This window comes from Streptomyces sp. NPDC055955, from assembly GCF_042270245.1.
Taxonomy (GTDB): domain Bacteria; phylum Actinomycetota; class Actinomycetes; order Streptomycetales; family Streptomycetaceae; genus Streptomyces.
This window is the reverse complement of sequence record NZ_JBHJYS010000010.1, coordinates 20,811-46,574: the sequence shown is the minus strand read 5'-3', so window position 1 is coordinate 46,574 and position 25,764 is coordinate 20,811. Positions and strand designations below refer to the sequence as shown.

General features: G+C 72.0%; 23 protein-coding genes and 3 tRNA genes. 8 read left to right on the top strand and 18 right to left on the bottom strand.

The window, feature by feature from the left end; all coding sequences use genetic code 11:
- Nucleotides 1–91 precede the first annotated feature (91 nt).
- The gene (locus ACFC96_RS21105; RefSeq protein ID WP_116511102.1) at nt 92–1,120 is read left to right on the top strand and encodes an adenosine deaminase; all 1,029 of its coding nucleotides are present in this window, start codon (nt 92–94) and stop codon (nt 1,118–1,120) included.
- An 18-nt stretch (nt 1,121–1,138) separates the two neighbouring features.
- Here ACFC96_RS21105 and ACFC96_RS21100 read toward each other — a convergent pair whose 3' ends face one another.
- The gene (locus ACFC96_RS21100) at nt 1,139–1,864 is read right to left on the bottom strand and encodes a DsbA family protein (RefSeq protein WP_376613580.1); all 726 of its coding nucleotides are present in this window, start codon (nt 1,862–1,864) and stop codon (nt 1,139–1,141) included.
- Between the two features lie 31 nt (nt 1,865–1,895).
- On the bottom strand, nt 1,896–2,492 hold the full coding sequence (locus tag ACFC96_RS21095) for a TetR/AcrR family transcriptional regulator (protein WP_376260190.1): 597 nt from the start codon (nt 2,490–2,492) through the stop codon (nt 1,896–1,898).
- A gap of 88 nt (nt 2,493–2,580) precedes the next feature.
- Here ACFC96_RS21095 and ACFC96_RS21090 point away from each other — a divergent pair, with 88 nt between their 5' ends.
- Nucleotides 2,581–3,213 (top strand): NAD(P)-dependent oxidoreductase, encoded by a 633-nt coding sequence (locus tag ACFC96_RS21090; protein ID WP_376613578.1) that lies wholly within the window; start codon nt 2,581–2,583, stop codon nt 3,211–3,213.
- Between the two features lie 26 nt (nt 3,214–3,239).
- Here the strand turns inward: ACFC96_RS21090 and ACFC96_RS21085 are convergent, their stop codons facing one another.
- The 9 genes from ACFC96_RS21085 to ACFC96_RS21045 all read right to left on the bottom strand — a co-directional run bounded on the left by ACFC96_RS21085 (nt 3,240) and on the right by ACFC96_RS21045 (nt 8,618).
- Nucleotides 3,240–4,295, bottom strand: a complete 1,056-nt coding sequence (locus ACFC96_RS21085; protein WP_376260194.1) for a UDP-N-acetylmuramate dehydrogenase — start codon at nt 4,293–4,295, stop codon at nt 3,240–3,242.
- 98 nt (nt 4,296–4,393) lie between these two features.
- Nucleotides 4,394–4,774: a DUF3291 domain-containing protein gene (locus ACFC96_RS21080; RefSeq protein WP_376260196.1), complete on the bottom strand. Its 381-nt coding sequence runs from the start codon at nt 4,772–4,774 to the stop codon at nt 4,394–4,396.
- 42 nt (nt 4,775–4,816) lie between these two features.
- Nucleotides 4,817–6,262, bottom strand: a complete 1,446-nt coding sequence (locus ACFC96_RS21075) for a DHA2 family efflux MFS transporter permease subunit (RefSeq protein WP_376613576.1) — start codon at nt 6,260–6,262, stop codon at nt 4,817–4,819.
- 161 nt (nt 6,263–6,423) lie between these two features.
- Nucleotides 6,424–6,993 carry a TetR/AcrR family transcriptional regulator gene (locus ACFC96_RS21070; protein ID WP_376228307.1) on the bottom strand — a complete coding sequence of 190 codons (570 nt, stop codon included), beginning with the start codon at nt 6,991–6,993 and terminating at the stop codon, nt 6,424–6,426.
- Nucleotides 6,994–7,164: 171 nt separating this feature from the next.
- Nucleotides 7,165–7,593 carry a MaoC family dehydratase gene (locus ACFC96_RS21065; RefSeq protein ID WP_376613575.1) on the bottom strand — a complete coding sequence of 143 codons (429 nt, stop codon included), beginning with the start codon at nt 7,591–7,593 and terminating at the stop codon, nt 7,165–7,167.
- Between the two features lie 2 nt (nt 7,594–7,595).
- Complete coding sequence (locus tag ACFC96_RS21060) at nt 7,596–8,048, bottom strand: MaoC family dehydratase N-terminal domain-containing protein (RefSeq protein WP_376260200.1); 453 nt, start codon at nt 8,046–8,048, stop codon at nt 7,596–7,598.
- Between the two features lie 127 nt (nt 8,049–8,175).
- Nucleotides 8,176–8,340: a 50S ribosomal protein L33 gene (gene rpmG / locus ACFC96_RS21055; protein ID WP_100594914.1), complete on the bottom strand. Its 165-nt coding sequence runs from the start codon at nt 8,338–8,340 to the stop codon at nt 8,176–8,178.
- Between the two features lie 87 nt (nt 8,341–8,427).
- Nucleotides 8,428–8,500: transfer RNA gene (locus tag ACFC96_RS21050), tRNA-Met, on the bottom strand.
- Nucleotides 8,501–8,545: 45 nt separating this feature from the next.
- Nucleotides 8,546–8,618, bottom strand: a tRNA-Thr gene (locus ACFC96_RS21045).
- A 284-nt stretch (nt 8,619–8,902) separates the two neighbouring features.
- Here ACFC96_RS21045 and ACFC96_RS21040 point away from each other — a divergent pair.
- Nucleotides 8,903–10,162: an amidohydrolase family protein gene (locus tag ACFC96_RS21040; protein WP_376260202.1), complete on the top strand. Its 1,260-nt coding sequence runs from the start codon at nt 8,903–8,905 to the stop codon at nt 10,160–10,162.
- A gap of 113 nt (nt 10,163–10,275) precedes the next feature.
- On the opposite strand, the gene ACFC96_RS21035 is transcribed toward ACFC96_RS21040, so the two are convergent.
- Nucleotides 10,276–11,358: a hypothetical protein gene (locus ACFC96_RS21035; protein WP_376613573.1), complete on the bottom strand. Its 1,083-nt coding sequence runs from the start codon at nt 11,356–11,358 to the stop codon at nt 10,276–10,278.
- A gap of 76 nt (nt 11,359–11,434) precedes the next feature.
- Here ACFC96_RS21035 and ACFC96_RS21030 point away from each other — a divergent pair, with 76 nt between their 5' ends.
- Entirely contained in the window at nt 11,435–12,091 is a 657-nt protein-coding gene (locus tag ACFC96_RS21030; protein WP_376260206.1) for an SDR family oxidoreductase, read from the top strand.
- A gap of 7 nt (nt 12,092–12,098) precedes the next feature.
- On the opposite strand, the gene ACFC96_RS21025 is transcribed toward ACFC96_RS21030, so the two are convergent.
- Nucleotides 12,099–12,323 (bottom strand): hypothetical protein, encoded by a 225-nt coding sequence (locus ACFC96_RS21025; RefSeq protein WP_116511124.1) that lies wholly within the window; start codon nt 12,321–12,323, stop codon nt 12,099–12,101.
- 126 nt (nt 12,324–12,449) lie between these two features.
- On the opposite strand from ACFC96_RS21025, the gene nadE reads away from it, so the two are divergent.
- A complete protein-coding gene (gene nadE / locus ACFC96_RS21020; RefSeq protein ID WP_376260208.1) occupies nt 12,450–13,280 on the top strand; it encodes an ammonia-dependent NAD(+) synthetase in 831 nt (276 codons plus the stop codon).
- Nucleotides 13,281–13,410: 130 nt separating this feature from the next.
- On the opposite strand, the gene ACFC96_RS21015 is transcribed toward nadE, so the two are convergent.
- Nucleotides 13,411–13,492 (bottom strand) — tRNA-Tyr (locus ACFC96_RS21015).
- Between the two features lie 216 nt (nt 13,493–13,708).
- On the opposite strand from ACFC96_RS21015, the gene ACFC96_RS21010 reads away from it, so the two are divergent.
- The 3 genes from ACFC96_RS21010 (at nt 13,709) to ACFC96_RS21000 (ending at nt 16,861) form a co-directional block, all read left to right on the top strand.
- Nucleotides 13,709–14,197: a YajQ family cyclic di-GMP-binding protein gene (locus ACFC96_RS21010; RefSeq protein WP_116511131.1), complete on the top strand. Its 489-nt coding sequence runs from the start codon at nt 13,709–13,711 to the stop codon at nt 14,195–14,197.
- Nucleotides 14,198–14,324: 127 nt separating this feature from the next.
- On the top strand, nt 14,325–14,750 hold the full coding sequence (locus ACFC96_RS21005; RefSeq protein ID WP_376260210.1) for a hypothetical protein: 426 nt from the start codon (nt 14,325–14,327) through the stop codon (nt 14,748–14,750).
- A complete protein-coding gene (locus tag ACFC96_RS21000) occupies nt 14,747–16,861 on the top strand; it encodes a CHAT domain-containing protein (RefSeq protein WP_376613571.1) in 2,115 nt (704 codons plus the stop codon). Before ACFC96_RS21005 ends, ACFC96_RS21000 begins: the two co-directional genes overlap by 4 nt.
- Before the next feature lie 366 nt (nt 16,862–17,227).
- Here ACFC96_RS21000 and ACFC96_RS20995 read toward each other — a convergent pair whose 3' ends face one another.
- The 4 genes from ACFC96_RS20995 to ACFC96_RS20980 are packed head-to-tail and all read right to left on the bottom strand — an operon-like array spanning nt 17,228 to nt 25,764.
- Nucleotides 17,228–19,858, bottom strand: a complete 2,631-nt coding sequence (locus tag ACFC96_RS20995; RefSeq protein ID WP_376260214.1) for an Hsp70 family protein — start codon at nt 19,856–19,858, stop codon at nt 17,228–17,230.
- Nucleotides 19,859–19,890: 32 nt separating this feature from the next.
- Nucleotides 19,891–20,559, bottom strand: coding sequence for a hypothetical protein (locus tag ACFC96_RS20990; RefSeq protein ID WP_376613569.1), 669 nt, complete (start codon nt 20,557–20,559; stop codon nt 19,891–19,893).
- Nucleotides 20,543–21,004, bottom strand: coding sequence for a hypothetical protein (locus tag ACFC96_RS20985; protein ID WP_376613567.1), 462 nt, complete (start codon nt 21,002–21,004; stop codon nt 20,543–20,545). The genes ACFC96_RS20990 and ACFC96_RS20985 overlap by 17 nt, the downstream gene beginning before the upstream one ends.
- The gene (locus tag ACFC96_RS20980) at nt 21,001–25,764 is read right to left on the bottom strand and encodes a hypothetical protein (RefSeq protein ID WP_376613566.1); all 4,764 of its coding nucleotides are present in this window, start codon (nt 25,762–25,764) and stop codon (nt 21,001–21,003) included. The genes ACFC96_RS20985 and ACFC96_RS20980 overlap by 4 nt, the downstream gene beginning before the upstream one ends.

Sequence of the window (25,764 nt, the reverse complement as noted above, 5' to 3'; positions counted from 1 at the left end):
CCGGATGCCTGGTTCGGTTTTTCGTTCGGACAAGGCCACGAAGGGGGAAAGCCGCTTCCCGTACGGCGGGTGTGTGCGGCAAGATCCTTGAATGGAGCGTGTACCACGTGATGTGAGGCAGCTGCCCAAGGCCCATCTTCATCTGCACTTCACCGGGTCGATGCGGCCCACGACCCTGCTCGAACTCGCCGACAAGTACGGCGTCAGGCTGCCCGACGCCCTGACCGGGGCCGAGCCGCCGAAACTGCGGGCCACCGACGAGCGCGGCTGGTTCCGTTTCCAGCGGCTGTACGACGCCGCCCGGTCCTGTCTGCGTGAGCCCGAGGACATTCAGCGGCTGGTGCGCGAGGCCGCGCTGGAGGATCTCGCGGACGGGTCGGGGTGGCTGGAGATCCAGGTCGACCCGACGTCGTACGCGCCACGGCTCGGGGGACTGATCCCGGCCCTGGAAGTCATCCTGGACGCCGTCGAGACCGCCTCGCGCGACACGGGGCTCGGCATGCGGGTCCTGGTGGCCGCCAACCGTATGAAGCATCCGCTGGACGCCCGCACGCTGGCCCGCCTTGCCGTGCGGTACGCGGACCGCGGCATCGTCGGCTTCGGGCTCTCCAACGACGAACGGCGGGGCATGGCGCGGGACTTCGACCGCGCGTTCGCCATCGCCAGGGAGGGCGGCCTGCTCGCCGCGCCGCACGGCGGCGAGCTGACCGGGCCCGCATCCGTACGCGACTGCCTCGACGACCTGGAGGCGGCGCGGATCGGGCACGGGGTGCGGGCCGCCGAGGACCCGCGGCTCCTGAAGCGGCTCGCGGACCGGGGCGTGACCTGCGAGGTCTGCCCCGCCTCCAATGTCGCGCTCGGCGTCTACGAGAAGCCCGAGGACGTACCCCTGCGCACTTTGTTCGAGGCCGGGGTGCCGATGGCGCTCGGCGCCGACGACCCGCTCCTGTTCGGCTCGCGCCTGGCAGCCCAGTACGAGATCGCGCGCCGGCACCACGACTTCGACGACGCCGAACTGGCCGAGCTGGCACGGCAGTCGGTGCGCGGCTCGGCGGCGCCGCAGGACATCAAGGCGAAGCTGCTGTCAGGGGTCGACGACTGGCTGACCGCCGCCCCCTGATCAGGTCCGGCGCGTCCGTCACTGCGGCAGGGTCGACGTCCTGACCGCCAGCGGAACGTACCTGGGGTCGAACATGAGGTTCCGCCGGTCCTCCCTGATGAGGGTGCCGTTCACCGCGAAGGACGGGGTGCCGGGCGCCTTGTCGGCCTCGTAGGCCTTCTCGGAGGCGGTGACGAAGGAGCGGTACTTCATGCCCTTCACCGCCGCGTCGAACTCGGCGCCGCGCAGGCCCTTCACGCGTGAGGCCATACGGAGCAGGAACGCGTCGGTGTAGCCGTCGACGGACTCTTCGGGCTGCTCACGGAAGAGGAGGTCGTGGTACTCGACGAACTTCCCCTGTTCCAGCGCGGCCCGCAGCGCGTTGGCCGCCTTCTTCGAGCCCATGCCGCCCAGCCGGTCGTCGAGGAACGACGCCAGGGTGAACTCGGTCCTGACCTCGCCGGCGAGGGTCATCTTCCGCAGCGCGCCCGCGCCGCCGTCCTCCTCGAACTCACGGCAGACGGGACAGCGCAGGTCCTCGTAGAGCCGTACGACGGTGTCCGCCTTCGACGACCCGACGACGACCGTCGTGCCGTCGGCCGCGAGGTGTTCGGGCAGTTGCCCGGAACTCGCGTACCGTTCGGGCTTCTTGGCGTCGGTCGCGTCCCCGCCGGCCGATCCGCGGCCGCACCCCACGGCGAGCACGCCCCCCAGCGCCGCCACCAGCACCGACCTGGCGGCCCGGCGCCCTCTTCCACGCATCATGATCTTGCCCTCCCCGGAAAGAATGGGGACTCTATGCGATCCCTGTGAGCAGGGTGCGGGCGAGGCCCGCGGCGAACTCGTCCAGCGACTGCGGGGGCGTGCGGTCGGGGGCCATGTCGTACGCGAACGCCCGCTGGGCGCAGGCTCCGAGGAGGAGGGACGCGGCGGCGTAGGTGTCGGCGTCGCGGCTGATGCGGCCCGCGTCCTGCTCGGATCTGAGGTAGGCGTCCAGACCCTGGATCGGGCGGTGAGGGCCCGCGCCCATCTCCCGCAGCACCTCCTCGTGACGCCGCTTGAGCTGGGGTTCCGCGTACAGGGAGGCGGCCATCGGGAAGGTCTGCTCGTAGAAGAGGGCGGCCTCGCGGGCGATCTCCGTGAGGTTCTCCTCGACGCTCTTCTCGCCCGGCTCCTTGGACAGTTCGCTCAGGAGCGGTCCGAGCTTGGGCAGCCGCTCACTGAGAACGGTCACGAACAGCTCTTCCTTGTTCGCGAAGTACTTGTAGAGCGCCGCTTCTGAACAGTCCGCCGCCTTGGCGATCTCCTTGGTGGTGGCGCGGGCGAGGCCGATGCTCAGCATGAGTTCATGGGCGGCGTCGACGATGCGGACCCGGGCCGGCTTCTGATGCATGCGGGCTCCAACCGAGCTTGACGAGCAGGTGAGTATCCACTCACTCTAGAGGGTGAGTGAACACTTACCCACCCTGGGAGGGTGCGCCATGAGGATCACTGTTTTCGGAGCGACCGGCGGTATCGGCCGGGAGGTCGTCCGGCAGGCACTGGCATCGGGCCATCAGGTCACCGCGGTGGTCCGTGACCCCGCGCGGTTCACGGAGACGGGCACGGGCCTGGAGGTGTTCCGGGCGGATGTGCGCGACCCCGAGGCGCTGCGCTCCGCGGTCGCCGGGCGCGACGCGGCCCTGTCCGGGCTCGGCGCCCGCAGGCGCGCCGACGCGGGCATCGCGGCCGAGCTGACCCGTTCGGTTCTGGGCGCGGTGGAGGCCGAGGGCGTACGGCGTCTGCTCGTCGTGAGCGCGGCGCCGGTCGGCCCCGAACCCGAGCGCTCACCGCTCCTCGACCGCGCCATGCTCGGCGTCATCAACTCGCTGCTCAAGCCCGTCTACGACGATCTGCGCGCCATGGAGGCCGAGCTCGCGGCCAGCGCCACGGACTGGACCTCCGTACGCCCGCCGAAGCTCACGAACAAGCCGCTCACGGGCACGTACCGCACCGTGGTCGGCGGGAACCCGCGCAGCGGCCGGAGCATCTCGCGGGCCGACGTGGCCCACGCGATGCTGGCGATGATCGACGACGCCGCGACGGTGAAGCAGGGCGTGGGGGTCGCCTACTAGCGCGTCACCGGTCGGGCCGGGGCGGGTCAGAGGGACACGCCCACCGTGACCGGCTCGTTGACCAGCGTCACGCCGAAGGCGTCGTGGACGCCGGCCACGACCTCGCGGGCGAGCGCGAGGAGGTCGTCGGTGGTCGCCTCGCCGCGGTTGGTGAGGGCGAGCGTGTGCTTGGTGGAGATACGGGCGGGCCCGCTGCCGTAGCCCTTGGTGAAGCCCGCCTTGTCGATGAGCCAGGCGGCCGAGGTCTTCACACGGGCCTCACCGGCCGGGAAGGCGGGCGGGGCGGTGTCGGGGCCGAGACGGTCCGCCACGCGCGCGTGGAAGGCGGCGAACTCCTCCTCGGTGAGGATCGGGTTGGTGAAGAACGACCCGGCCGACCAGGTGTCGTGGTCCTCGGGGTCGAGCACCATGCCCTTGCCCGCGCGCAGCTTCAGGACGGTCTCGCGGGCGAGGGCCGCGGGGACCCGGTCGCCCGCCTCGACACCGAGGGTGCGGGCCGTCTCGGGGTACTTGACGGGGGCACTCATGCCGCCCGCGTCCTCGAGCCCGAACCGCACGCGCAGCACCACGAAGCGGTCGGGATCGGCCTTGAAACGGCTGTGCCGGTACGAGAACGCGCACTCCTCGTTCGGAATCGTGACCGTCTCGCCGGCCTTCCGGTCGTACGCGACCACTTCGGTGATCGTCGACGAGACCTCCTGGCCGTACGCGCCCACGTTCTGGATCGGCGTGGCGCCGGCGGAGCCGGGAATTCCGGCGAGGCACTCGATGCCCGCGAGGCCGGCCTCGACGGTGCGGGCGACCGCGTCGGTCCACACCTCGCCGGCCGCGAGCTCAAGGCTCGTACCATCGAGCGAGAAGCCCTTCGTGGCGATCCGCAGGGCCGTGCCCGCGAAGCCCTTGTCACCGATGACCAGGTTGCTGCCGCCGCCGACGATCAGCAGCGGCGTGCCCGCCGCGTCGGCCTCACCGACGGCGGAGATCACCTCGTCGTCGGTCGTCGCCGTCAGCAGCCGTGTCGCGGGGCCGCCGAGACGGAAGGTGGTCAGGGGGGCGAGGGGGGCGTCGTGGAGTTCCTGCACGCGCTCAAGAGTACGAGAACGGCCCCACCGGTCGTGGCGGGGCCGTTCTCGCACCTGCTCGGCGTCCTGCTTGTCCGTGGTCCCGCGCGGCGCTCGGATCACGACAGGCGCCGCAGCGCCTCCGCCCAGTCGAGCGGCAGCTCGTCCGTGGTGGTCTGCCAGCGCACGAACTTCGCGTCCTTCATCTGTGCGCGCAGACCGCCGGCCGTGGGGCCGTGGGGCGCCGAGGCCGCGAAGCGCTTCAGCGCGTCGGGCGACTCCCAGGCGGACAGGGTCCAGAAGGTCCGCCGCAGGGGCGCCGCCTTCACGGAGGCCCCGTACGCGCCGGGTGCCTTGCTCACCTGGCGCCAGACAGAGGGGGTCTTCGCGAAGAAGCGGAGCGCTCCCCACAGGGTGCGGGTCTCGAAGCGGGAGGCCATGACGTGGGCCTCGACGCCGGTCGGCGGGGTGTTCGGGACGGTCCAGGGCAGCGTGGGCATGACGGGCTCCTTCGGGGAGTGCCGGTTCGATGCGGGGCTTTCTCAGTGCGAGGCGGTCTCCAGGACCGGGGCGGACTCGGGCTCGGGCTCGCTCCCGGGCCCCTCGGCCACGCGCCGGCGGGAGGGGATGAACAAGGCCGCGGTTCCCGCGACGGCCACCGTGGCCGCACCCACCCACAGCGCGGGCCGGATGCCGTCCACGAAGTTCTGTGCGGGCTCGTAGCCGCCCTGAGCGGCGAAGATCGACGACATCACGGCGATACCGAGCGCTCCGCCCACCTCGCGCAGCGCGTTGTTCGTGCCGGACGCGATGCCCTGCTCCTGCGGACGGACGCTGGACATGACCAGGTTGGAGGCGGGGGCGAAGTAGAGCGACATCCCGATCCCGTTGATGATCAGGGCGGGCAGCTGGGCGGAGTACGAGGCGTCGACGGCGATCACCCAGGCGTAGTAGGCGAGTCCCGCGGCCTGGAGGAAGAGGCCCGTGGCGACGGCCAGGCGGCCACCGATCCGGTCGGAGAGGTACCCCGCGATCGGCGAGACGAGCATCGGCATGCCGGTCCAGGGCAGCATCCGCAGGCCCGCCTCGGTGGGCGAGTAGCCGAGGACACCCTGCATGTACTGGCTGAGCAGGAAGATCGAGCCGAACATCCCGAGGAACATCAGCAGGCTGGCCGCGTTGATCCCGGCGAAGGCGCGGGAGCGGAAGAGGCGCATCGGAAGCATCGCGTTCCTGGCGCGGGTGCCGTGCAGGGCGAAGGCGACGAGCAGGGCGCCGCCGGCGAACAGCCCCAGCAGGACGAGCCCGCTGGTCCAGCCGTCGCGGGGCGCGCGGACCAGGGCGTACACGATGCCGAAGAGGCCGCTGCTGGCGAGCAGGGTGCCGACCAGGTCGAGCCGGGCGCCGGTGCCGTACGACTCGTTCAGGCGCAGCCGGGCGAGCGGGAGCAGGGCGAGACCGAGCGGGACGTTCAGCCAGAAGATCCAGTGCCAGGAGACGTGCTCGGTGAGGCTGCCGCCGATCAGCGGCCCGCTCGCGACCGCGAGCCCGTTGACGGCGCCCCAGATCCCGTACGCCGTCCCGCGCTTCGCCGCCGGGACGGCCGCGGTCAGCAGGGTGAGCGTCAGCGGCATCATGATCGCGGCGCCGACACCCTGGACCGCGCGGGCCGCGATCAGCGAGTCGATGCCGGGCGCCATGGCCGCGGCGGCGGACGCGCCGGTGAAGACGGTGAGGCCGGCGAGGAAGAGCCGCCGGCGGCCGAACCGGTCACCGAGTGCCGCGCCGAACATCAGCAGCACGGCGAAGGTGAGCGTGTAGGCGCTGACCGTCCACTCCAGGTCGTCGAGCGCTCCGCCGAGGTCGTTGCGGATGGAGGGCAGAGCGGTGGTGACGACGAGGTTGTCGAGGGCCGCCATGAATCCGGCGACGCTGGTGATGACGAGAGCCCAGACGGCTCCCCCACGGCGTGCTGTCTGCTGTGACATCGTTCCCCCCGGAACGTAGGTTAGTTATTGATGACTAACTTTTGCGGACAGGGAGAGGCCAAGAACCCCCGGACACCCGTCCCTGGTTCCCCTTGCTCAGCCGCCGACCACCACTAGGGCCTGTCGACGCCGCCGGGCAGACGGAAATTTGACGACAGGTCCTAGTGCCCCAGGCTCCCGCCGGCGCGTGCCGAGGGGTACAGCCCTTCCCAGATCCGGTGCTCCGGAGGGAACCCCATGGAGACCAGGACGTTGATCAGCATTCCGTAGGCCATGAAGGTGGTCGTCGCGTCCACGTCCGCCCCCAGGGGCAGATGCGCCGCATCCCAGAGCTTCATCCACTCGGCCCGGACCGCCTCGCCGAACTCGTGGTCACCGGCCGCCTCAGCGGCGGCGACCGCGACGTACACCTGCATCTGCATCATGAGCCGCTCGGGATCCTTGGCGATGACGTCGGTGTACGCGTTCGCCATGGCATGCAGGGCCTCTTCGCCCTCCAGACCTTCGGCGGCCTCGGCGAAGAGCCGCGTCGCGTCCTGTACGCAACGGGTCGCCGCCGCGAGGAAGATGGCCTTCTTCCCCGGGAAGAGCCGGAACAGATACGGCTGCGAGACACCCACCCGCTTGGCGATCGCCTCGGTGGAGGTGCCGTAGTACCCACCCCTGGCGAACTCGCTCATCGCCGCGCGGATGACGCTCTCACGCCGCTCGTCTGCGCTCATCCTGACCATGGGGAAAAGTTAGTGGCCAATCACTACCTATGTCAAGCGTCCTTCGCGGCTGCCACGAAGACGTACAAGTCCCACCTGCGAGTGACCGCCCACAAGTCGAGTGACCGCCCATAAGTAAGGGGCACCCCGCAATGGAGGGTGCCCCTTACTCAGGTTCCTACGGAGCGGCCGTCACGCCAGCTGCACAACCGCCCGCGACATGCCGAGCACCTTCTGGCCCGCGCTCGTCGCCACGAGGTCGACGCGGACGCGGCCGTCGTCGAGCTTGGCGGCGACCTTGCCGCTGACCTCGATCGTCGCGCCCTTGTCGTCGTTCGGGACGACGACGGGCTTGGTGAAGCGCACGCCGTACTCCACGACAGCGGCCGGGTCACCGACCCAGTCGGTCACGACGCGGATCGCCTCGGCCATGGTGAACATGCCGTGGGCGATGACGTCCGGGAGCCCGACCTCGACCGCGAACTTCTCGTTCCAGTGGATCGGGTTGAAGTCCCCGGAGGCGCCCGCGTACTGCACGAGCGTCGCGCGGGTCACGGGGAATGTCTGGGCCGGCAGTTCCGTGCCGATCTCCACGTCCGCGTACTGAATGGTCGTCGTCATGGTCACGCCCCCTCGGCCGCGCGCGACACGAGCTTCGTGTAGGCGGTCACGACGTGCTCGCCGGCCTCGTCGTGGACCTCGCCGCGGATGTCCAGGATGTCGTTGCCCGCGAGGGACTTGATCGCCTCGATCGTCGAGGTCACGGTGAGCCGGTCACCGGCGCGCACCGGGCGCGTGTACGCGAACTTCTGGTCGCCGTGCACGACGCGGCTGTAGTCGAGGCCCAGCTGCGGGTCCTCGATCACCTGGCCCGCGGCCTTGAACGTGATGGCGAACACGAAAGTCGGCGGAGCGATCACATCGGAGTGGCCGAGCGCCTTGGCCGCCTCCGGATCGACGTAGACGGGATTGGTGTCCCGCACCGCCTCCGCGAATTCACGGATCTTCTCCCGGCCGACCTCATAGGGGTCGGTGGGCGGGTAGGACCGTCCCACGAAGGACTGGTCGAGCGCCATGGACTCGGCACCTCCTGGATTTGCGCTGTTGCCGGATGTTGCCGGATCTTACGGCCGGCCGCACACACGTGAGAACGACATGAGGCCGCCCCCTCGGTAAGGGGACGGCCTCATGTACGAGCCTGAGTCAGCGCGTTTCGCGGTGCGCCGTGTGCTGGTTGCAGCGCGGGCAGTGCTTCTTCATCTCAAGACGGTCCGGGTCGTTACGCCGGTTCTTCTTGGTGATGTAGTTCCGCTCCTTGCACTCCACGCAGGCCAGCGTGATCTTCGGGCGGACGTCGGTGGCAGCCACGTGAGTGCTCCTTGGACGGACGGTTGACGGATGAACGCATGAATAGTAGCCGACCGGAGGACCGACCCCACAATCGGCTACTGTGTGTAGCGGTGACCGGACTTGAACCGGTGACACAGCGATTATGAGCCGCTTGCTCTACCGACTGAGCTACACCGCTTTGATGCGATGCCCCTCACCCGAAGGTGAGGGAACTTCACACCAGAGCCCCAATACGGAATCGAACCGTAGACCTTCTCCTTACCATGGAGACGCTCTACCGACTGAGCTATTGGGGCGAGCGATGAAGACATTACACGCTCGCCCGCCGATCGCCCAAATCCGTTTCGCGGCCACCGCCCAGGGGCAGGGTGCCGGCCCTTCCGGAGCCGCAACAGCCGCTCACGGCCACCTCATCGGCACCGCGCACCACAGCGGTACGACTATTGCGCTCCTCCGCGAAGCGGGCCCGCCGCAGCTCTAGGCTCGACCCGCGCTGCGTGATCTTGTACGCCCTTCCGGCCCGCCCCGGTCCGGGGCGGCCCCGCCCACGCGGCCGCCGCCCCCGAACCTCAGGAGCGCGATGCCCGACAGCCAGCCGCAGCACCCCCACTCCCCCGGCAACGACTCCACCGCCGAGACCTCCGCCCTCCTCCTGTGCGGCGCGAAGCTCACCGACGGCCGGACCGTGGACGTGCGGCTCGACAACGGGCTCATCGAGGCCGTCGGCACGGCCGGCAGCCTCACCGCCCGCGCCAAGCGCGTGGACCTCTATGGCTACGTCCTGCTCCCCGCCCCCGCCGAACCCCACACCCATGGCGACACGGCGCTGTCCGCGGAGGCCGAGGGGCCGGTGTCGTACGACGGGCCGGAGGTGCAGCGGCGGGCCACCGAGGCCGCGCTGCTCCAGCTCGGGCACGGGGCCACCGCGCAGCGCGCGCATGTGCGGATCGGGGATGTGCAGGGCCTCGGCCCGATGGAGGCGGTGCTCCAGGCGCGGCGGTCGCTGCGCGGCCTGACCGATCTGCGGACCGTGGCGATGCCCCGGCTCCTGACGGGCCTCGCGGGGGCCGACGGCCTGGCGATGCTGCGGGACGCGGTGAAGATGGGCGCGTGCGTGGTGGGCGGTTGCCCGGATCTCGACCCCGACCCGACCGGCTACGTGGAGGCGGTCCTCGAGGTCGCGGCGGAGCACGGCTGCGCGGTGGATCTGCATACGGACGGCGGCGATCCGGCCCGGCTCGGGCGGATCGCGACGATGACCGGAGGGCTGCGTCCCGGCGTCACGATCGGGCCGTGCGGCGGGCTCGGGCGGCTGCCGCGCGAAGTCGCCGCGCGCACCGCCGACCAGCTCGCCGCCGCGGGCGTCACGGTGGTCTGCCTGCCGCAGGGCGGCTGCGCGGGCGTCGACCGGCGCGGCACGGCTCCCGTACGGCTCCTGCGGGCGGCCGGGGTGCGGGTCGCCGCGGGCAGCGGGGCGCTGCGGGACGTGGCGAACCCGGTGGGCCGCGGCGATCCCCTGGAGGCCGCGTACCTGCTGGCCTCGCGCTACGGGCTGCGCCCCGAGGAGGCGTACGACTGCGTCAGCGGAGCGGCGCGGGCCGCGCTCGGGCTGCCCGAGGTGCGGGTGGAGGCGGGCTTTCCCGCGGAACTCATCGCCGTACGCGGCGACGAACTCGCGGGCGCCCTCTCCCTGGCGTACAGCCGGATCGTGGTGCATTGGGGGCGGGTGGTGGCGCGCACCAGCGCGGTGCGCGAGTACTGCGACTCGGCGGCGCTCGACCTGCCGCGGCAGGGGCGGGCGGGGAAGCCGTCGGAGGGCGGGGGCGGCGGGCGGGGCTGAAGAGGCCCGCCCGCAGGCGGGACCCTTCGGCTTCCTGCCGGCCCTTCTGCCCCTTCAGCTCCGATCGGCCCATCTGCCGCCCCCACGCGCGGCATTGACGAACTGGCGAACCGTCAGAAGCCGCCCATGGCGGCACCCGACAGGAACGGGTTGCCGTCGGCGAGCTCGCCGAGCGGGATCTCGGTCGCGCCGGACGGTGCACTGATGTCTCCGGCCTTGCCGAACTCGAGCACCAGCGGGACCTTCCCGCCCTTCTTGCCGTCGGCGAGGGCCGCGAGGTCGAAGGAGATCTTCGACAGCGTGCCGTTGGTGATCGAGAAGTCGACGGCGACCTTTTTGGCCGGGGCGTCCTTGAGGTCCTTGGCGGTGGGGAATCCGGCGCCGGGCGGCAGCTCGTCCTTCAGGGGGCCGAGCTTGTCGAAGAGGTCCGTCAGGAGCTCGCGGAAGGACGCCTTGGCGACGATGCGCTCCGTGCCGTCCTCGGTGCCGGCGCTGCGGAGGGTGACGTCGTCGGCGATGACGCCGCGCAGGGCCTTGAGGACCTTCCGCCGAGTCTTCTCGTCGAGCCCACCGGAGCCCTCGGAGTCGCTCGCCCCCTTGCCCGAGGCGTTCTTCCTGACGTCGGAGAGGTCCACCTTGACCCACTCGCCTTCGAGGGCCTTCGCGACCCCCTCCTCGCCCTTCGGCAGGTCCTTCGGCGAGGGGACGGGGAAGCCCATGAGCTCCGACGTCTTCTGCATGTCGAGGCGGAAGTAGACGAAGTCTCCGGCGAGCCGGTACTCGGCCAGGGTGCCGCCCGGGACCGACACCTTCATGCCCATCCCCACGAAGTCCTTCTCGCCCGACGCGGACAGCGGCTTCTTCGACCGTACGGAGAAGGTGACGTGGGCGCCGGCGAAGGTCTTGGCGATCGCCGGCGGCATGGCCTCGTCGCCCTGGCCACCGGCCAGCTTCATGAGCGCGTCCGGCTTCGCGTCGAGGCCCAACTCGAAGGAGAGCGACTTCTGTTCGCCGAGCCTGTCGGCGGCACGATCGATCTTCTGACCTGCCGTCAGGTTCTCGACGGTGCCGCAGGCCGAGGTGGTCGCGAGCAGCAGTGCGGCGCAGCCGGCCGCGGTGAGGGTGGTGGTGCGTATGGCGCTGATGTCTGACTCCCGCAGAGGTCCGATGAGAGACCCGGCGGCCGTCGGCGGCACGGGTCGCTGAGGAGACCCGCGAGGCGCGGACAAGGTTGCGCGGCGAACAGGGGCGGCCCGGCGTACGGTCGGAAGCATGCGCATTGTCATCGCTGGGGGTCATGGTCAGATCGCGCTGCGGCTCGAGCGTCTGCTCGCCGCACGCGGAGACGAGGTCGCGGGCATCATCCGCCGTGCCGAGCAGGCGGACAACCTGCGGGACGCCGGGGCCGAGCCCCTTGTGTGCGACCTGGAATCGGCGTCCGTGGAGGAGGTCACCGGGCTTCTGGAGGGCGCGGACGCGGTGGTGTTCGCGGCCGGCGCGGGGCCCGGCAGCACGGCCGGGCGCAAGGACACGGTGGACCGCGCCGCGGCCGTGCTGTTCGCGGACGCCGCGGAGCGGGCCGGGGTACGGCGGTACGTCATGGTGTCGGCGATGGGCGCGGACCCGGCCCATCAGGGGGACGAGATCTTCGACGCGTATCTGCGGGCGAAGGGCGAGGCGGACGCGTCCGTACGGGCCCGGACCGGTCTCGACTGGACGATCCTGCGTCCCGGGATGCTCACGAACGACGCCGGCACCGGACTCGTACGCCTGGAGGCGTCCACCGGGCGGGGTCCGGTGCCGCGGGACGACGTGGCGGCGGTGCTCGCGGAGCTGCTGGAGACGCCCGCCACCGCGGGGCTGACGCTGGAGCTGGTCTCCGGGTCGGCGCCGGTGACGGTGGCGGTCAAGGCGATCGCGGGAAACTGAGCGCGGTTCAGAAGAGCGGGAGCTGGCCGGGCACGACCGGGACCACGTAGCCGTCGAGGGACGGCTGCGCGGCTCCGAGCTGCGCGGGCCTGCGGGAGCCGGGGCAGGACACGAGCTCACCCGCGCTGCGGGCCCCGGGCGGGTCGTGGCGGGCGAAGCGGCCGGCCACGACGGCGATGTCGCGGCGGCACTCGGGGCAGTTTCTGCGGCGAGACGCCGACGGTACGGACATGTGATCAGTCTGCGCCACGGGCCTCGCCCACGCCCCGTCCGCACAGATCCCGCTCCCTCCGAGGCGCCGGACACCCCCAGTAGGGTGGATGCGACAACACCTCATGAACCGGAGCAAGGAGCAGACGTGAGCGAGTCGGCGTCTAACGGCCTGCAGCAGGAGATCGCCAGGGAGCTCCAGGTCGCCGAGACCTTCGAGGCCGAGCGTGAGATCGAACGCCGGGTGGCCTTCCTCACCGAACGGCTGACCTCCACCGGGCTGCGCTCCCTCGTGCTCGGCATCAGCGGCGGTGTGGACTCCACCACGGCCGGCCGGCTGTGCCAGCTCGCCGTCGAGCGGGCCCGGGCCGCCGGACACGACGCGCGGTTCTACGCGATGCGGCTGCCCTACGGGGTCCAGGCCGACGAGCACGACGCCCAGCTCGCGCTCTCCGTCATCCGGGCCGACCACGTCCTGACCGTGGACATCAAGCCCGCCAGCGACGCCGCGCTCGAGGCCTCACTGGCCGCGGGCGTGGGCTTCCGCGACGAGGCTCACCAGGACTTCGTGCACGGCAACATCAAGGCCCGGCAGCGCATGATCGCCCAGTACGCGGTGGCCGGCGCGCACAACGGACTGGTCGTCGGCACGGACCACGCCGCCGAGGCGGTCTCCGGCTTCTTCACCAAGTTCGGCGACGGCGCCGCCGACCTCGTCCCGCTCACCGGCCTGACCAAGCGCCGGGTGCGCGCCGTCGCGGACGCGCTGGGTGCGCCCGCCGAGCTGGTGTGGAAGGTCCCGACGGCCGACCTGGAGACCCTCGACCCGGGCAAGGCCGACGAGGACGCGCTCGGGGTCACGTACGACGACATCGACGACTTCCTGGAGGGCAAGCCGGTGGACGGGCAGGCCTTCGAGACGATCGTCCACCGCTACCGCCTCACCGACCACAAGCGCCAACTCCCCGTCGCGCCCTAGGGCCTGCCTGGGGGCGCAGGTACGAGACCGCCCGTCCGAGGCGGTCTCGTACCTGCGCGCAGGGACCCCGGAATACAAAGAACCCCCTCCGAACTGCGTTTCCGCAGTTCGGAGGGGGTTCTCCACCATGTGGCGGCGCCAGGATTCGAACCTGGGAAGGCTGAGCCGGCAGATTTACAGTCTGCTCCCTTTGGCCGCTCGGGCACACCGCCATGGGTTTGCTGCTTTGGATCTCCGCTTTGGGGCGGTGCTCCGTGGCAACGACGTAAACGATACCTGATGGACGGGGGTGCTTCGCCACCCGATTGATCGGCACCCTGGGGCGGGCTGGTGGCTAGGCTTTGCGGATGCGGCCCGGGGACCGAGGGCCGTGGGTTACGCATTCCGACGCAAGCCGTTTCACCACCCGATACAAGGAGCCACAGGACATGGCCGACTCCAGTTTCGACATCGTCTCGAAGGTCGAGCGGCAGGAGGTCGACAACGCCCTCAACCAGGCCGCCAAGGAGATCTCGCAGCGGTACGACTTCAAGAACGTCGGCGCCTCGATCTCGTGGTCCGGCGAGAAGATCCTGATGGAGGCGAACTCCGAGGACCGCGTCAACGCGATCCTCGACGTCTTCCAGACCAAGCTGGTCAAGCGCGGGATCTCACTGAAGGCGCTGGACGCGGGAGAGCCCCAGCTCTCCGGCAAGGAGTACAAGATCTTCGCCTCCATCGAGGAGGGCATCTCGCAGGACAACGCCAAGAAGGTCGCCAAGATCATCCGCGACGAGGGCCCCAAGGGCGTCAAGGCGCAGGTGCAGGGCGAGGAGCTGCGGGTCAGCTCGAAGAGCCGCGACGACCTCCAGGCCGTGCAGGCGCTGCTGAAGGGCCAGGACTTCGACTTCGCGCTGCAGTTCGTGAACTACCGGTAGGGACGACGGGTGACTGCAACTGTCGCTGAAGCAGAGGCAATTGCCCTGACGTGATGGTCTGCCGCCGCTCCCGGTGCGAGGCTGGTGGGACCAGATTCCCGCTGCCCACAGGGCACTGGAGGTTGTTGTGGCGGCAGAACCCACGGTCGGCCCAGGTTCCACCCTCGAACTGGCGTTGCACGGGCCGGATCCGGGACCCGAACTGGCCGCCCTCCACGAGGCGCTGACGGCCGCGGGGGCCGCCAGCGTCGACCAGGTACGACTCACCGCGCCCTCCTCCGACCAGCGGGTCGCCGAGCTGGTCCAGGTCTGCACGCTGCTCGTCGGCGGGGCGGTGGACGTGGTGTCGATCGTCGAGGCCGTACGCGGCTGGCTCGCCGGGCGCCGGGAGGCGGCGGCGCGGCAGCCCGTCCCGGCCGGCGCGGACGACGTGGTCCCGTCCGTCGTCATCACCATCGGTGACCAGCGTCTCGAGATCACGTATCCGTCGGACCGCGCGCAGAGCGATGCCATCGCGCGCTTTCTGGACCTGCATCGGCAGGACGGACGATGACCACCCTCGACGTACGCACCTCGGCGCACGGTCCGGGGCGTACCCAGTACGCGTACGGGCTGAAGTCGGGTGGCGGGTCCGTGGTGGGGCCGCTGGAGCAGGAGCACGCCGTCGATGTCAGCCAGGACCTGGTCAAAGACCTGTGCAAGGACATCGACGAGGCGCTCAAGGACGCCCGGGACGACGATCCGACGCTGGGCCGAGTGCTCAGACAGAAGGGGAGACTCCTCTTCAACTCGCTCTTTCCGCGTGCCGGTTCGGGTGAGATGGTGCGTCAGCTGAAGGAGTCGACGGGATCGCTCCTGGTCAGCACGAACGAGTCCCTGGTGCCCTGGGAACTGCTGCACGACGGGGAGAACTTCCTCGGCCTCGTGCACGAGCTCGGCCGGCGGTCCGTCGTCAGCCGACCGGTCGTGGGCGGGCGCGAGTGCACACAGGTGCGGCGGGCGCTGATCGTCGGGGACACCCTGGGGGATCTGCCGTCGGCCCGCGAGGAGACCGAGCGGATCAGTGCCTGGCTTCAGGGGCGCGGCGTCGCCTGCACCGTCCTCATCGGCCGGGACGCGACCCTGGTCCGGGTGATCCAGGAGCTGGCCGAGGACGAGGAGCCCTACGACCTCTTCCACTACTCGGGGCATGTGTCCGGGGTCTCCGGGGCCGCCGGGCTCATGGTGCACAACCGGAAGCTGATCGACCTGGACGCCCTCCAGCCCCTGGCCGGGCTCGGGGCGCCCCCCGTCGTCTTCATCAACGGCTGCGCGTCCGCCGACCCCGCGCTCGAACCGGCCTCGCGCGCGCTCGCCGAGGCCTCGCTCACCATGAGCGCCTGCATGTCCTTCATGGTCATGGGGGCCAAGACCGTCGTCGGTACCCGGACGCCGGTCGGGGACGCGAGCGCGCTGCGCTTCGCCGAGGCCTTCTACGGCCAGCTCCAGGAGCAGATCACGGCCGGGGCCGCGATGCGGCAGGCACGGGCCGATCTGGAGCAGCGGGCGGACCGGGCCTGGGCGTCGTTCGTGCTCTACGGGGATCCCGAGGTGCGGATCTCCACCGCGGCCGAACCCGCCCCGCCGCCGCCGGCTCCGGAGCGGCCCGAGTTCACCGCGGAGGCCGCCGAACTCCTGCGCAGGACGAGAGAGTTCGCCGCCGCACGCGGTCTGGTCACCTCCGTCGACCTGCTGATGGCCCTGCTGGAGGACGAGGAGGTACGGGACCGGGCCGCCGCCCGGATCGGGGCTCAGCGCATGGATCTGCTGGCCAAGGTGCTGCGCGAGATCCAGGGGCAGACACCGGCCGGGAGCGGCACCCAGGCCGGGGCGAGCAGCGCGTCGCTCACCGCGGTGAACGGGCACCGGCCGCGGATCGGGCTGTCCGGCACCGTGACCAGGGTCCTCGACGGGGCCGAGGCACGGGCTCAGGAGGCCGGGCGGGACATCGGCGTCGACGACATCTCCCTGGCGTTCCTCGCGACGGGCGGCGGGAGCTGCGCCGAACTGCTGCAGCTCATCGGGGTCGCACCCGAGCGGCTGCTGCTGCCGTACTCGGACGCGCCCGCGCAGAGCGACGACGAGCGTGTGGACATCGGGGTGCTCGACCCGCGCGCGGCCGCCGCCGTGCAGTGCGCGCGGCTGCTCGCCTCGGTGCAGCGCAAGAAGATCAGCACGTACATGATGCTGCGCGCGTTCGGGGTCGTCGGGAGCGAGGCGCTGCGCGGGGCGCTCGCCGCGCAGGGCGAGGACGGCGTGGCCGCGTTCCGGAAGCTGGCCGGGCTCGGGAATCCCAAGCCGAGGGAGTTCTCCTCGCGGACGTTGTCCAAGGTGCAGGAGGCCTGCCGGGGGGCGCGGGAACCCGTCGACGAGCAGACGCTGCTGATAGCGATGCTCACCGACGAGGACTCCACGGCGCGGACGATGCTGCGGCGCCTGGGGGTGGCGCCGGAGCTGGTCATTCAGTCGTTGCAGGCTTCTCCCCCGACGGCTCCGTCTCCGGAGGCTCCTTCTCCGGAGGCTTCGGCCGCTTCTTCTCCGGAGGTTTCAGCGGCTTCGGATTCTGCGGATTCCGCGGATTCTGCGGGGGCGTCGAAGCCTGCGCGGGATCCGGACTCTGCGTGACCCGGGAGGCCAGGTGGGCCAGGCCCTTCAGCGCCGTCGCGTCGTTCGGGCGGCGGGTGAGGACCTGGTGCCAGTGGTCGCGGGCCTGATCCGGATCGTCCAGGAGCAGGCAGGCCAGCGCGAGGGCGCTGCGGGCCTCGGCGTCGCCGGGGCACCAGTGGACGACGGCGGCGAAGTGGTCGCGTGCGGTGGCCGTGCGGCCGGTTCTGGCCGCCTCGAGACCCGCGTTGAAGAGCTTCGCCGGATGGGCCCTCAGACGCGCCCACGCGCGCAGCGGAGTGGCGCAGGACCGGCAGGTCTCCGCCGTCGCGCTGTTGACGGCCCGGCAGCGCGGCAGGGGGCAGGCCAGCCGGCCCGGGTCCGGCGTCACCAGGTCCCCCCTGCGGACCGGTTCCCGGGGTTGTCGACCGGGATGCCGACGGCCTCGGCCCGTTCGGTGAGCAGGATCTGGCCGAGCTGGCGCAGTCGTGCGACCAGCTTGCCCGCGTCCTGGCCCACCTGCTCCGGGTTCGTGGCGAGGAGGGGGACGAGCTGCTCCAGCCTGCTCCTGACGTCGGCCAGGTCGCGTTCCTCCGAGGTCCTGCCGGTGGCCACGGCGACCCGGCTCAGTTCCTCCGCCCGCTGGAACCCGAAGCGCAGCAGGCCCTCGGCGCGCTCCTGCGCGGAGAGCTGGCCCCCGTCCGAGGAAGAGCGCAGCAGCCCCCTCAGGTAGGTGAAGTGGCCCTGCAGCTGGGCGATCGCCTCGCCGTACCTGCGCTGGTCACCGGCGGCGTGGGCGCGTTCGCCCTCGGCGCGCTGGGCCTCGATCGCGCGGATCACCTCGGGGCCGTCGAACGGCTTGTCGCCCGCGGGCCCCGACTCGCAGAGATGGGCGTGCAGCCGCAGGCAGTCGTCGACCAGGGCATCGAACTCCCGCTTGGGCGGCTGGAGTTCCTGGTCGGCCTCGCCCAGGACGGCCACGATCTCCTCCAGCTCGCGGAACTCGTGCACCGCAGCCGCCACGTCGCCCCGGTCGCGGGCCTCCTCGAAGGCGCGGCGGGCCTTGGTCCACTTGGCGCGGACCACGGTCTGCGGACCCGTGGCGAGATAGCCGACGTTCTCCTCGAAGCGGTGGTAGAGCTCCTCGACCACCGACGCGTCGGGCATCGGCGGGTCCACCGGCACTTCGAGCAGGGCGTCGAAGGTGGTGTCCTCACCGATCGAGCCGCGGACAGTGATGGACGCGTCCTCCTGCATGGCCACGTTCATCCGGATCGCCGTCCCCCGCGGCGTCGACGAGGGGACCACGACCTTGATCACCTGGATCGGCACGGCCTGCTGGAACAGCCGCAGCTCGACCTGCTCCCGGCCGGGGTGCCCGAAGTCGAAGTCGGCCTCGAAGGGCAGCTGCTGCATCGCGGGGATCAGTTCGCGGCGGCCGGTGCGCCCGTCGCCCAGGTCCACCTCCAGGAGGACCGACTTGGCCGTGATGGCCGCTCCTCCCCCGCCCCCGCCGGGCCGCGCGCTGTGGGCGAGGGCGCGGCCGGCCGTGGCGACCACGTCGCCCTCGGCGTCGTACACCTCGAAGGTGAGCAGGCTCTCCGCGTCCGGCTGCACCGGGACCTGGGTGAAGGCGAAGGCGCCCTCGTCGGAGAGGTCCGCCTCGTCCTCGAAGCCGGTGGTGGTGAGGTGGACACGGCCGCCGGAGAGGTCGAGGCCGTCGGCGAGCGCCTGGACGGTGCCGCCGACATGGGTGGCCTCGGAGCCCGTGGCGGCGAAGCCGTGGAACGAGACGCGCACGGTGCGGGCCTCGTCGTAGACGGCGAGGCCGCCGACGGCCGCCGCGCGCACCGCGGCGCCCAGCGCGACGGCCGTGTCGGCGTGCTCGACGACCGGCGCCTCGCAGGCCGCGCGCACCTGGCGGGCGGAGCCGGGCTCGGGGTGCGCGCAGAGTTCCTGCGTCACCATCTCCCTGACCAGCGGCATATGGGTCGAGCCGCCCGCCAGGATGATGTGGTCGACGTCGGCGAGGGTGATGCCGGCCCGCTCCCCGGCGCGCCGCAGGGCCTCGTCACAGTAGGCGAAGGTCCGCTCGATCAACGGGCGGGCGATGGCGTCCAGTTCGGGCCGTTCCAGGAGCGCGTCGATGACGACCGGCCGCTTGTCCTGGTCGGTGAGGCGCCCGGTGTCGCGGAGCATGTAGTCGGGCTGGTCCGTGAGCGCCTTCTTCGCGCCCTCCGCGAGGATCTTCAGCTGACTGAAGCGGAGCCGGTCCTCGGGGTTGTTCTCGGGGTCGAGGTCGAGGGCGTAGCCGTCCGCCTGGAGCATCTTCTGGAGGTGGCGGGCGAAGGCCTCGTCGATGTCGTCGCCGCCCAGGCGGTTGTTGCCGCTGATGCCGAGCACCTCGAAGGTGCCCTCCGTGCAGCGCAGGACGCTGACGTCGAAGGTGCCGCCGCCGAGGTCGTACACGAGGAAGGTGCCGTTACGGGTGGTGGTGCGCCAGCAGTAGTGGCTGGCGGCGGCGGTCGGCTCGTGGAGCAGGCCGAGGACTTCGAGCCCGGCCTGCTCGGCGGCCTTGCGGGTCGCGTCGATCTGCGGCTGGTCGAAGTAGGCCGGGACGGTCACCACGGCCCGGTCGACGATCCACCGGACGTCCGGGCTGTCGAACGCCGCCACGTCCGTCTCGATCCGGCGCTTCATCTCGGCCAGGATCGCCGCCGAGACCTGCGCCGGGGTGTACTCCTCGCCGGCCAGGTCGACGGTCGTACGGCTGCCCATCAGGCGTTTCACCGAGGTGACCGGCTCCGGGGTGCTGCCTTTGCGGGCGAACGCCTTGCGGCCCACGACCAGTTCACCGCCGGCCGGGCTGCGCCAGACGCAGCTGGGCGTCGTGTACGACTTCGAGACCGGATCGCGGTGGATCACGATGTCGCTGTCGGAGGGGTTCATCACGGCAACGGCGCTGTTGGTCGTGCCGAGGTCGATGCCTACGGCCTTGCTGACGATCTGCTGGCTCATGTGGGGTGACCGCTCCTTCTTGGCCTGCTCGTTCAGGTGTCCGTGGGTGCAGGTGTCTGTCCCGGCGGCGTCTCGGCGTCGGGCTCGGGCTTCCTCACCCGGGGATCCGGCTCGGGGGGTGCCTCGGGCTCGGGCTCGGGTTGGGACGCGGGCGCGTGGGTGGGGACGGGGGCGAGGGCAGGGGCGGGGGCTCCCATGACGACCTGGGCGAAGCGCACCACGGCGCCGTCGTGGAACACCGCGTACTCGTTCGTCTCGGCCACGACCTCGGCGTCGAACTCCGGGCTCTGCAGCCAGTGCACCGGGTCCGCCCAGTCCAGGACCTCGTCGGCGGCGAGGCCCTTCGGGTCGCGCACCTCCACGCCGGCGCCGCGCAGCACGTCGAGCATCCGGTCCTTCACGTTCTTCAGCTCACGGTGCCGGAGCTTTTCGTCCACGGCCTCGCGCGCCTCCCCCGCCCTGTTGACCTGCTGCTCCAACGTGCCGATGAGCATGGCCAGTTCGAAGAGCGTGGCGTGCACGCGCGTCGCGGCAGAGGCGGAGGCGCCGCGGGCGGCGGCCAGCTCCTCGTGGCGGCGCTGCAGTACGCCGGCCAGCTCGGCCTCCGGCGCGGTGGTCGCGCCGTGGACCTCGGGGACGGGTCGCTCGGCGAAGTTCTCCCAGCCGGGCCGCACGGCGTCGGGCTCATCCGAAGAGGACATCGCGCACCTCCAGTTCCGGTTCCTCGTCCTGGGCACGGGCTGCCGCAGGGGCCGTACGCAGGGCGTCGTCCGCGCCCTCGACGGGCGCCGTCGCCAGGGCGCGGACGGTGCGGCGCAGCGCCTCCGGCAGGTCGAAGTCCTCGGACTGCAGGTTCTGGCCCCCGAGGTCCGCCGGGTAGGTGCGGTGGGTGCGGGCGAACGCGTCCCACCGGCGGTCTCGGTAGTCGGTGCCCGGCGGCTCGGTCACCTCGTACCGCAGCCGGGCCCGCGGGTTGCGGATCAGTTCCCGCATCGCCCAGTCGTAGAGGTCGCGGTCCTGGGCGGTGGACGCGGTCTGGATGCCTTCCTCGGCGCGTTCCACGATGTGCGCCTCGGTGGCGTCGACGGGGAGTCCGAGTACGTGGAAGGGGTTGGGCCGACGGTTCGCCGACGGCAGTGTCGTCATGGGCGCAGCCTTCGCAGGAGGTCTTCGATACGGGTGATGTTGTCCCGGGTGGCGGCTTCCGGGGCGATCCGCTCCGCCCGCCGCAACAGGGCGACGGCCGCCCGCAGTTCGCCCTCCACGGCGTTCGGGCCGATGCGGACGGAACGTTCCAGGTTGCCGAGCGCGGCGTTGCTCATGGCCACCGCGCGGTTGTTCATCCCGGTGGCCACCGCGCGCAGCGCCTTGGCGGCCTCCTCGCGCATCTTGGGATCGTCGCCGGCGGCCGCGACGCGCTCGGCGTCGCGCACGGAGCGCTCCGCCTCGTCGAGCCGTTCGGCGTCCAGCAGGACGTAGCCGTGGTTGATCAGGGTGCTGGTGCGGAGCCGGTCGAGGGTCTTCCTGGTCGCGTCCGTCCTCGGGACGCGGTCGAGTTCGGCGAGGGCCTTCGGGTAGCGGCGCGCCTTGATATGTTCCAGGGCGGTGCTGAACAGGGCGTCCTGGCGGTACTGCTCCAGGAGTTGCGGGGCGTTGGTGTCGGCCGGGTTCCACTCCATGGCCAGCTCGAAGTACACGACGGCCTTGCCGGTGTCCCGGTCGAGGAGTCCGCGGTCCACGTAGTGGGCGGCGAGCAGTTGGTTCTCGCGCAGGTGCGGGCGTCCCTTCACGGCGCCCTGGGCGAGCAGTTCCGCGTACCGCACGGCCTTGGTCACGACGGTGCGCATGTGGTCCCGGTCGCCCACCTGGTAGAGGCAGTTCTGCCACTCGTTGTGCCAGGCGACGACGGTGCACAGGACGTTCCTGGGTGCGAAGCCGTGGTCGACGGCGTTCGCCAGGCTGTCGATGCCCTCTTCGTAGTCCTTGTCGATGCCGTCCGGCAGCGCGCGGACCCGCTCGGGGTCGTCGACGCGCTTCTCGGCCGCGCGCACCAGGTCGGTGGCCCAGTCGTCGAGCAGGGCGCCCGCGCGGTCCGAGACGGCGGCGAAGAGGTCCTCGTCGACGCCCGGCAGCGCTCCGGCCAGCGGCCCCTCCGCCAGCAGGGTGCGGGTGACATCTGCACCCTGACGCAGGGCGGTCAGGCAGTTCAGATGGAGACGGGCCTGGTCCTCGCGGTGCTCGGCGAGGGCCCGTGCGCCGTGGCTGCGATGCAGCGTCAGGAGCTCCTCGGTCAGGGAGGTGCGCAGATAGGCGGCGTCGGGACCGCTCGCCGCGTCGGCGCCGGGGACTCCCGCGCCGTCGGCCCCCGGGCGGCCGGCGAACGCCTCCCAGAATCCCGGGTGGCACAACAGCAGGACCCACAGGACGGTCGCGGTGACCAGGTCCTCGTCGGCGGCTCCCGTGCGGGTCAGCTTCGCCAGGGCCTCTTCGCGGTAGACCACGGCCATCGAGTGCAGTACGGGGATGTCGTCACGGGCGGCCCTGCGCGCGAAGAAGCGGGTCACCTCCCTCTCCACAGCGCCCGCTCGGTCCGCCGCGAGCGCCTGCCACACCGGGTGCTCGGCCATCGCGGCTTCCACGGCCGGGATCCTGCCGGGGCGTTCCCAGGTCTGGACCGCGTCCGGGAAGAGGTGGCTGAGGAGGGCGTCGGAGCGGTCGTTGCGCTCCAGGTCGTCGCGGCGCCGGTGGGCCGGGTGCTCCCCGGGGAGATGACCGGCGGCCCGGCCCAGGAGTTCCAGGGCCCGTGCCGGGTCCCCGTCCGCCTTGGCGGCCACCGCCAGGTGACACAGGTATGTCCCGTACTCGGCGGCGAGCCTGTCCGCGTCGGCATCGGCGTTCAGGGCGCGCCGCCACAGCCTGTCGGCGACTTCGTGGTCCCCGACGGCGGCGGCGCACCGGGCGAGGGTGACGGCATCGAGAGGTACGCCACCGTCGGCTTGCGGTGAGCCTTCGGCGAGGCGGTCCGCCAGACGGCGCACGACCTCCGCCAGAGCCTGGGCGCGGCCGTCGCGCCGCCTGGCGCGGGCCACCCTGGCGCAGAGCGTGGGCAGGGTCGCGGCCACGTCGGCCAGGCCGGTCAGGTCGTGATCGCGCAGGGCCAGGGTGAGCGCCTCGGCGGCCTTCGCGCGCTGGGCCGGAAGATGACCGGCCGCCTGGACGACGAGGAGCGGGGCGTGCAGGGCGGGGTCACCACCGACGGACGGCAGCTCGGCGGGCGGCTTGCCGTCGAGGGCCTGGGCGAGAAAGGCGACGACCTGCGCGGCGGCGCGATGGGCCCCTTCGGTGCCGCCCACACCGTCGGTGCCTTCCGCGCCACCATCCTCCACATCGTCCTCCGAGCCCTCGGCGCCACCGTTCTTTACGTCGCCCTCCGGGCCTTCGGCACCCTCGTCCTGTACGTCGCCCACGGCCCGTAGCAGCCGTACCGCACGAGCCTTGTCGCCGGCCTGGAGCGCGGCCGCCGCGAGGGGCAGGGCCAGCAGCGGGTCGTCCCTGACCTCGGCCGCGGCCTCCGTATCCGCGTCCTTGGCCGTCTCGGCGTGCGGCCCGGCCGGCGAGGCGGCGCGACGGGCCTCGCGCGCCACCACCGGCAGCGGCCAGGCCTCCGCGAGAGCGGCGAGCGCCTCGGTCAACTCGCCCTGCACAGCCTGGTCTTCGCCCAGCAGACAGGCCCGTCCCAGAGCCATGGCGAGCACCTCCACGGCACGGGCGTCGCCCGCGTCGGCGGCGGTCGGCCCATCGGCCTCCCCCGCCCACCCCACCAGCGCCTCCACCAGTACGGGCTCCGCCCCGCGCGGCGCCACCAGCAGCTGGCCAAGGCCGAGCAGCCAGGCCGTGCGGGGGTGATGGCGGACGACGCGCCATGGTGCGGCGCCCGTGCCGTCGGCGGGCCGTGCCGCGCGTTCGGCGAGGAGGCGGGCCGCGCGGGCGAGGCGTCCGGCGTCGGCGGGGACGGGCGGGAGGGCGCCTGGCCCCGTGACGCGCGCGTCGATGAGCCGCGCCGCCGCCCACCCGGCACGCTGCACGGCCCGGTCGGCCTCCCCGCCGGCCCACAGCGCCGTGGCCTCGCGCAGCGCCAGTACACCGCTTTCGTAGCGGGCCCGGGGCGTCGGCAGGCGGTCGAGGCGCCGCCCGGCGTCGGCCGTGCGGCCGAGGGCCAGTTCGGCGCGGGCACGGACGAGTTCGGCCTTGGGGCCGCGTACGCCGTCGAGCAGATCCGCCGCCCGGTCGGGGTGTCCGGCGTTCAGTGCGGTCACGGCGAGGACGAGGGTGGCGCGGTCGTGGCCCTGGTCGCGGGCCTGTTCGAGCAGGGAGTGGGCCCGGTCGCGATCTTCCGGGAGGGCCGACAGGGCGCGCCACAACAGCTGTTCGGGCAGAGGCAGACGGCCGAAGAGCGAGAGCTCGGTGAGGTGGCCGACCGCGTTCCGGTGGCCGCCGGCGACCTCGACGCCGAGGAGCGTGCGCAGGGCCTCCAGGAGTTCCGGGACCGTGGCGCCCTCGGCGCCGAGCGGGTCCCAGGCCAGGTCGACGCCGGGCTCCTGCCCCTCGGCGAGTCTCAGCCGGGCCGTGACGACCGCCGTGAAGGCGTGTGCCGCGCCCTTCATGACCGTACGTTCCTCGTCGGTGGCGCGGTGGCCGGGATCGGCGTCCGCCAGGAGGCAGCCGAGCGGCCAGGCGCGCGCGTCGCCGTCGGCGAGCAGCGCGCGGCAGCGCCGTCCCGCCGCCTCGTGTTCACCGCACAGCAGCTGGGCCCAGGCCGCGTGATAGCCGAGGTCGGACCGGTCCGGGAACGCGTCGGCGACCACGACGAGGTTCTTGGCGGCCAGGTCGGCGTTGCCTTCGAGGAGCTGGGCGCGGCCCTGGGCGTAGCGGCTCCAGGGCCGACTGTCGCCGCCGTCGCCGATCGAGGCGAGCCGTACGGCCGTCAGCGGGGCCGGGGTGGCGGGGCCCGGGGGGCCGTCGCGGGCGGGGTCCAGTTCGAGCCACTCCAGCATGCGGCACAGGTCGGTCAGTTCGGCGCCACGCGGGGTGAGGACGGCTTCCCGTCCGCGCACGGCGGCGAGGGCCTCGGCGTACGCGCCGCTGTGCAGGCGGGCGGCGATGAGACCGCGCAGGGCCTCGCCGTCGGTGGGGTCGGCGCCGCAGGCGCGGGTGAAGTGGTCGGCCGCGTCCGCCGTTTCGCGGTGCAGCAGCAGGGCGCCGAGGCCGAGCGTGCGGTCGAGGCCGGCGAGGCGCAGGCCCGCCGCGGACAGTTGTGCGGCGAACGCGAAGGCCCGCTCCACGCGGCCCGTCTCGTCGGCGAATCCGGCTCCGAGGAGGCTCCCCGCCATCTGGTGCACTTCCGGCGGCACGGTCGCGTACCGCCGGAAGATGTCCACGTAGACGGCCAGTTGGTCGTCCTGGTCGGCGCCGAGCCTGGCCAGGGCGGTGGCGGCGATGGAACGGGACTCCTCGTGGACGAACGCGCTGCGGTAGAGCCGTGTGTACAGGGACACCGCGAAGTCCCGGTCACCCGGTCCGGACCGGGCCACGGCGGCGTCGGCGAGCGGGACCCAGCTCTGGTGGAGCCCGATGCGCCCCTGTGCCGCCAAGCGCTCGCCGACCTGGGCGAGCCGGTCCAGGTCGGCGGCCTCGACGAGGGGCAGGAAGCGGGGGCCGAGGAAGGACTGCTGGAAGGAGGGCCACAGGTCGGCGGCGCGGTCCTGGTACTCCTCGATGCCCGCGAGGACCGCGCGCAGGCTCACGAGGCCGGCGCGCGGATCGTCGTCGTCGACCGCGCTCGCCCAGGCGTTCTCCAGTCGGCCGCGCCGGGACAGACCGTTCCTCAGGGACCGCTGGGGCTCCAC

Coding starts and splice junctions, on each gene's coding strand:
- ACFC96_RS21105 (WP_116511102.1), top strand. CDS start 92: ATGGAGCGTGTACCACGTGATGTGAGGCAGCTGCCCAAGGCCCATCTT.
- ACFC96_RS21100 (WP_376613580.1), bottom strand. CDS start 1,864: ATGATGCGTGGAAGAGGGCGCCGGGCCGCCAGGTCGGTGCTGGTGGCG.
- ACFC96_RS21095 (WP_376260190.1), bottom strand. CDS start 2,492: ATGCATCAGAAGCCGGCCCGGGTCCGCATCGTCGACGCCGCCCATGAA.
- ACFC96_RS21090 (WP_376613578.1), top strand. CDS start 2,581: ATGAGGATCACTGTTTTCGGAGCGACCGGCGGTATCGGCCGGGAGGTC.
- ACFC96_RS21080 (WP_376260196.1), bottom strand. CDS start 4,774: ATGCCCACGCTGCCCTGGACCGTCCCGAACACCCCGCCGACCGGCGTC.
- ACFC96_RS21075 (WP_376613576.1), bottom strand. CDS start 6,262: ATGTCACAGCAGACAGCACGCCGTGGGGGAGCCGTCTGGGCTCTCGTC.
- ACFC96_RS21070 (WP_376228307.1), bottom strand. CDS start 6,993: ATGGTCAGGATGAGCGCAGACGAGCGGCGTGAGAGCGTCATCCGCGCG.
- ACFC96_RS21065 (WP_376613575.1), bottom strand. CDS start 7,593: ATGACGACGACCATTCAGTACGCGGACGTGGAGATCGGCACGGAACTG.
- ACFC96_RS21060 (WP_376260200.1), bottom strand. CDS start 8,048: ATGGCGCTCGACCAGTCCTTCGTGGGACGGTCCTACCCGCCCACCGAC.
- ACFC96_RS21040 (WP_376260202.1), top strand. CDS start 8,903: ATGCCCGACAGCCAGCCGCAGCACCCCCACTCCCCCGGCAACGACTCC.
- ACFC96_RS21030 (WP_376260206.1), top strand. CDS start 11,435: ATGCGCATTGTCATCGCTGGGGGTCATGGTCAGATCGCGCTGCGGCTC.
- ACFC96_RS21025 (WP_116511124.1), bottom strand. CDS start 12,323: ATGTCCGTACCGTCGGCGTCTCGCCGCAGAAACTGCCCCGAGTGCCGC.
- ACFC96_RS21010 (WP_116511131.1), top strand. CDS start 13,709: ATGGCCGACTCCAGTTTCGACATCGTCTCGAAGGTCGAGCGGCAGGAG.
- ACFC96_RS21000 (WP_376613571.1), top strand. CDS start 14,747: ATGACCACCCTCGACGTACGCACCTCGGCGCACGGTCCGGGGCGTACC.
- ACFC96_RS20995 (WP_376260214.1), bottom strand. CDS start 19,858: ATGAGCCAGCAGATCGTCAGCAAGGCCGTAGGCATCGACCTCGGCACG.
- ACFC96_RS20990 (WP_376613569.1), bottom strand. CDS start 20,559: ATGTCCTCTTCGGATGAGCCCGACGCCGTGCGGCCCGGCTGGGAGAAC.
- ACFC96_RS20985 (WP_376613567.1), bottom strand. CDS start 21,004: ATGACGACACTGCCGTCGGCGAACCGTCGGCCCAACCCCTTCCACGTA.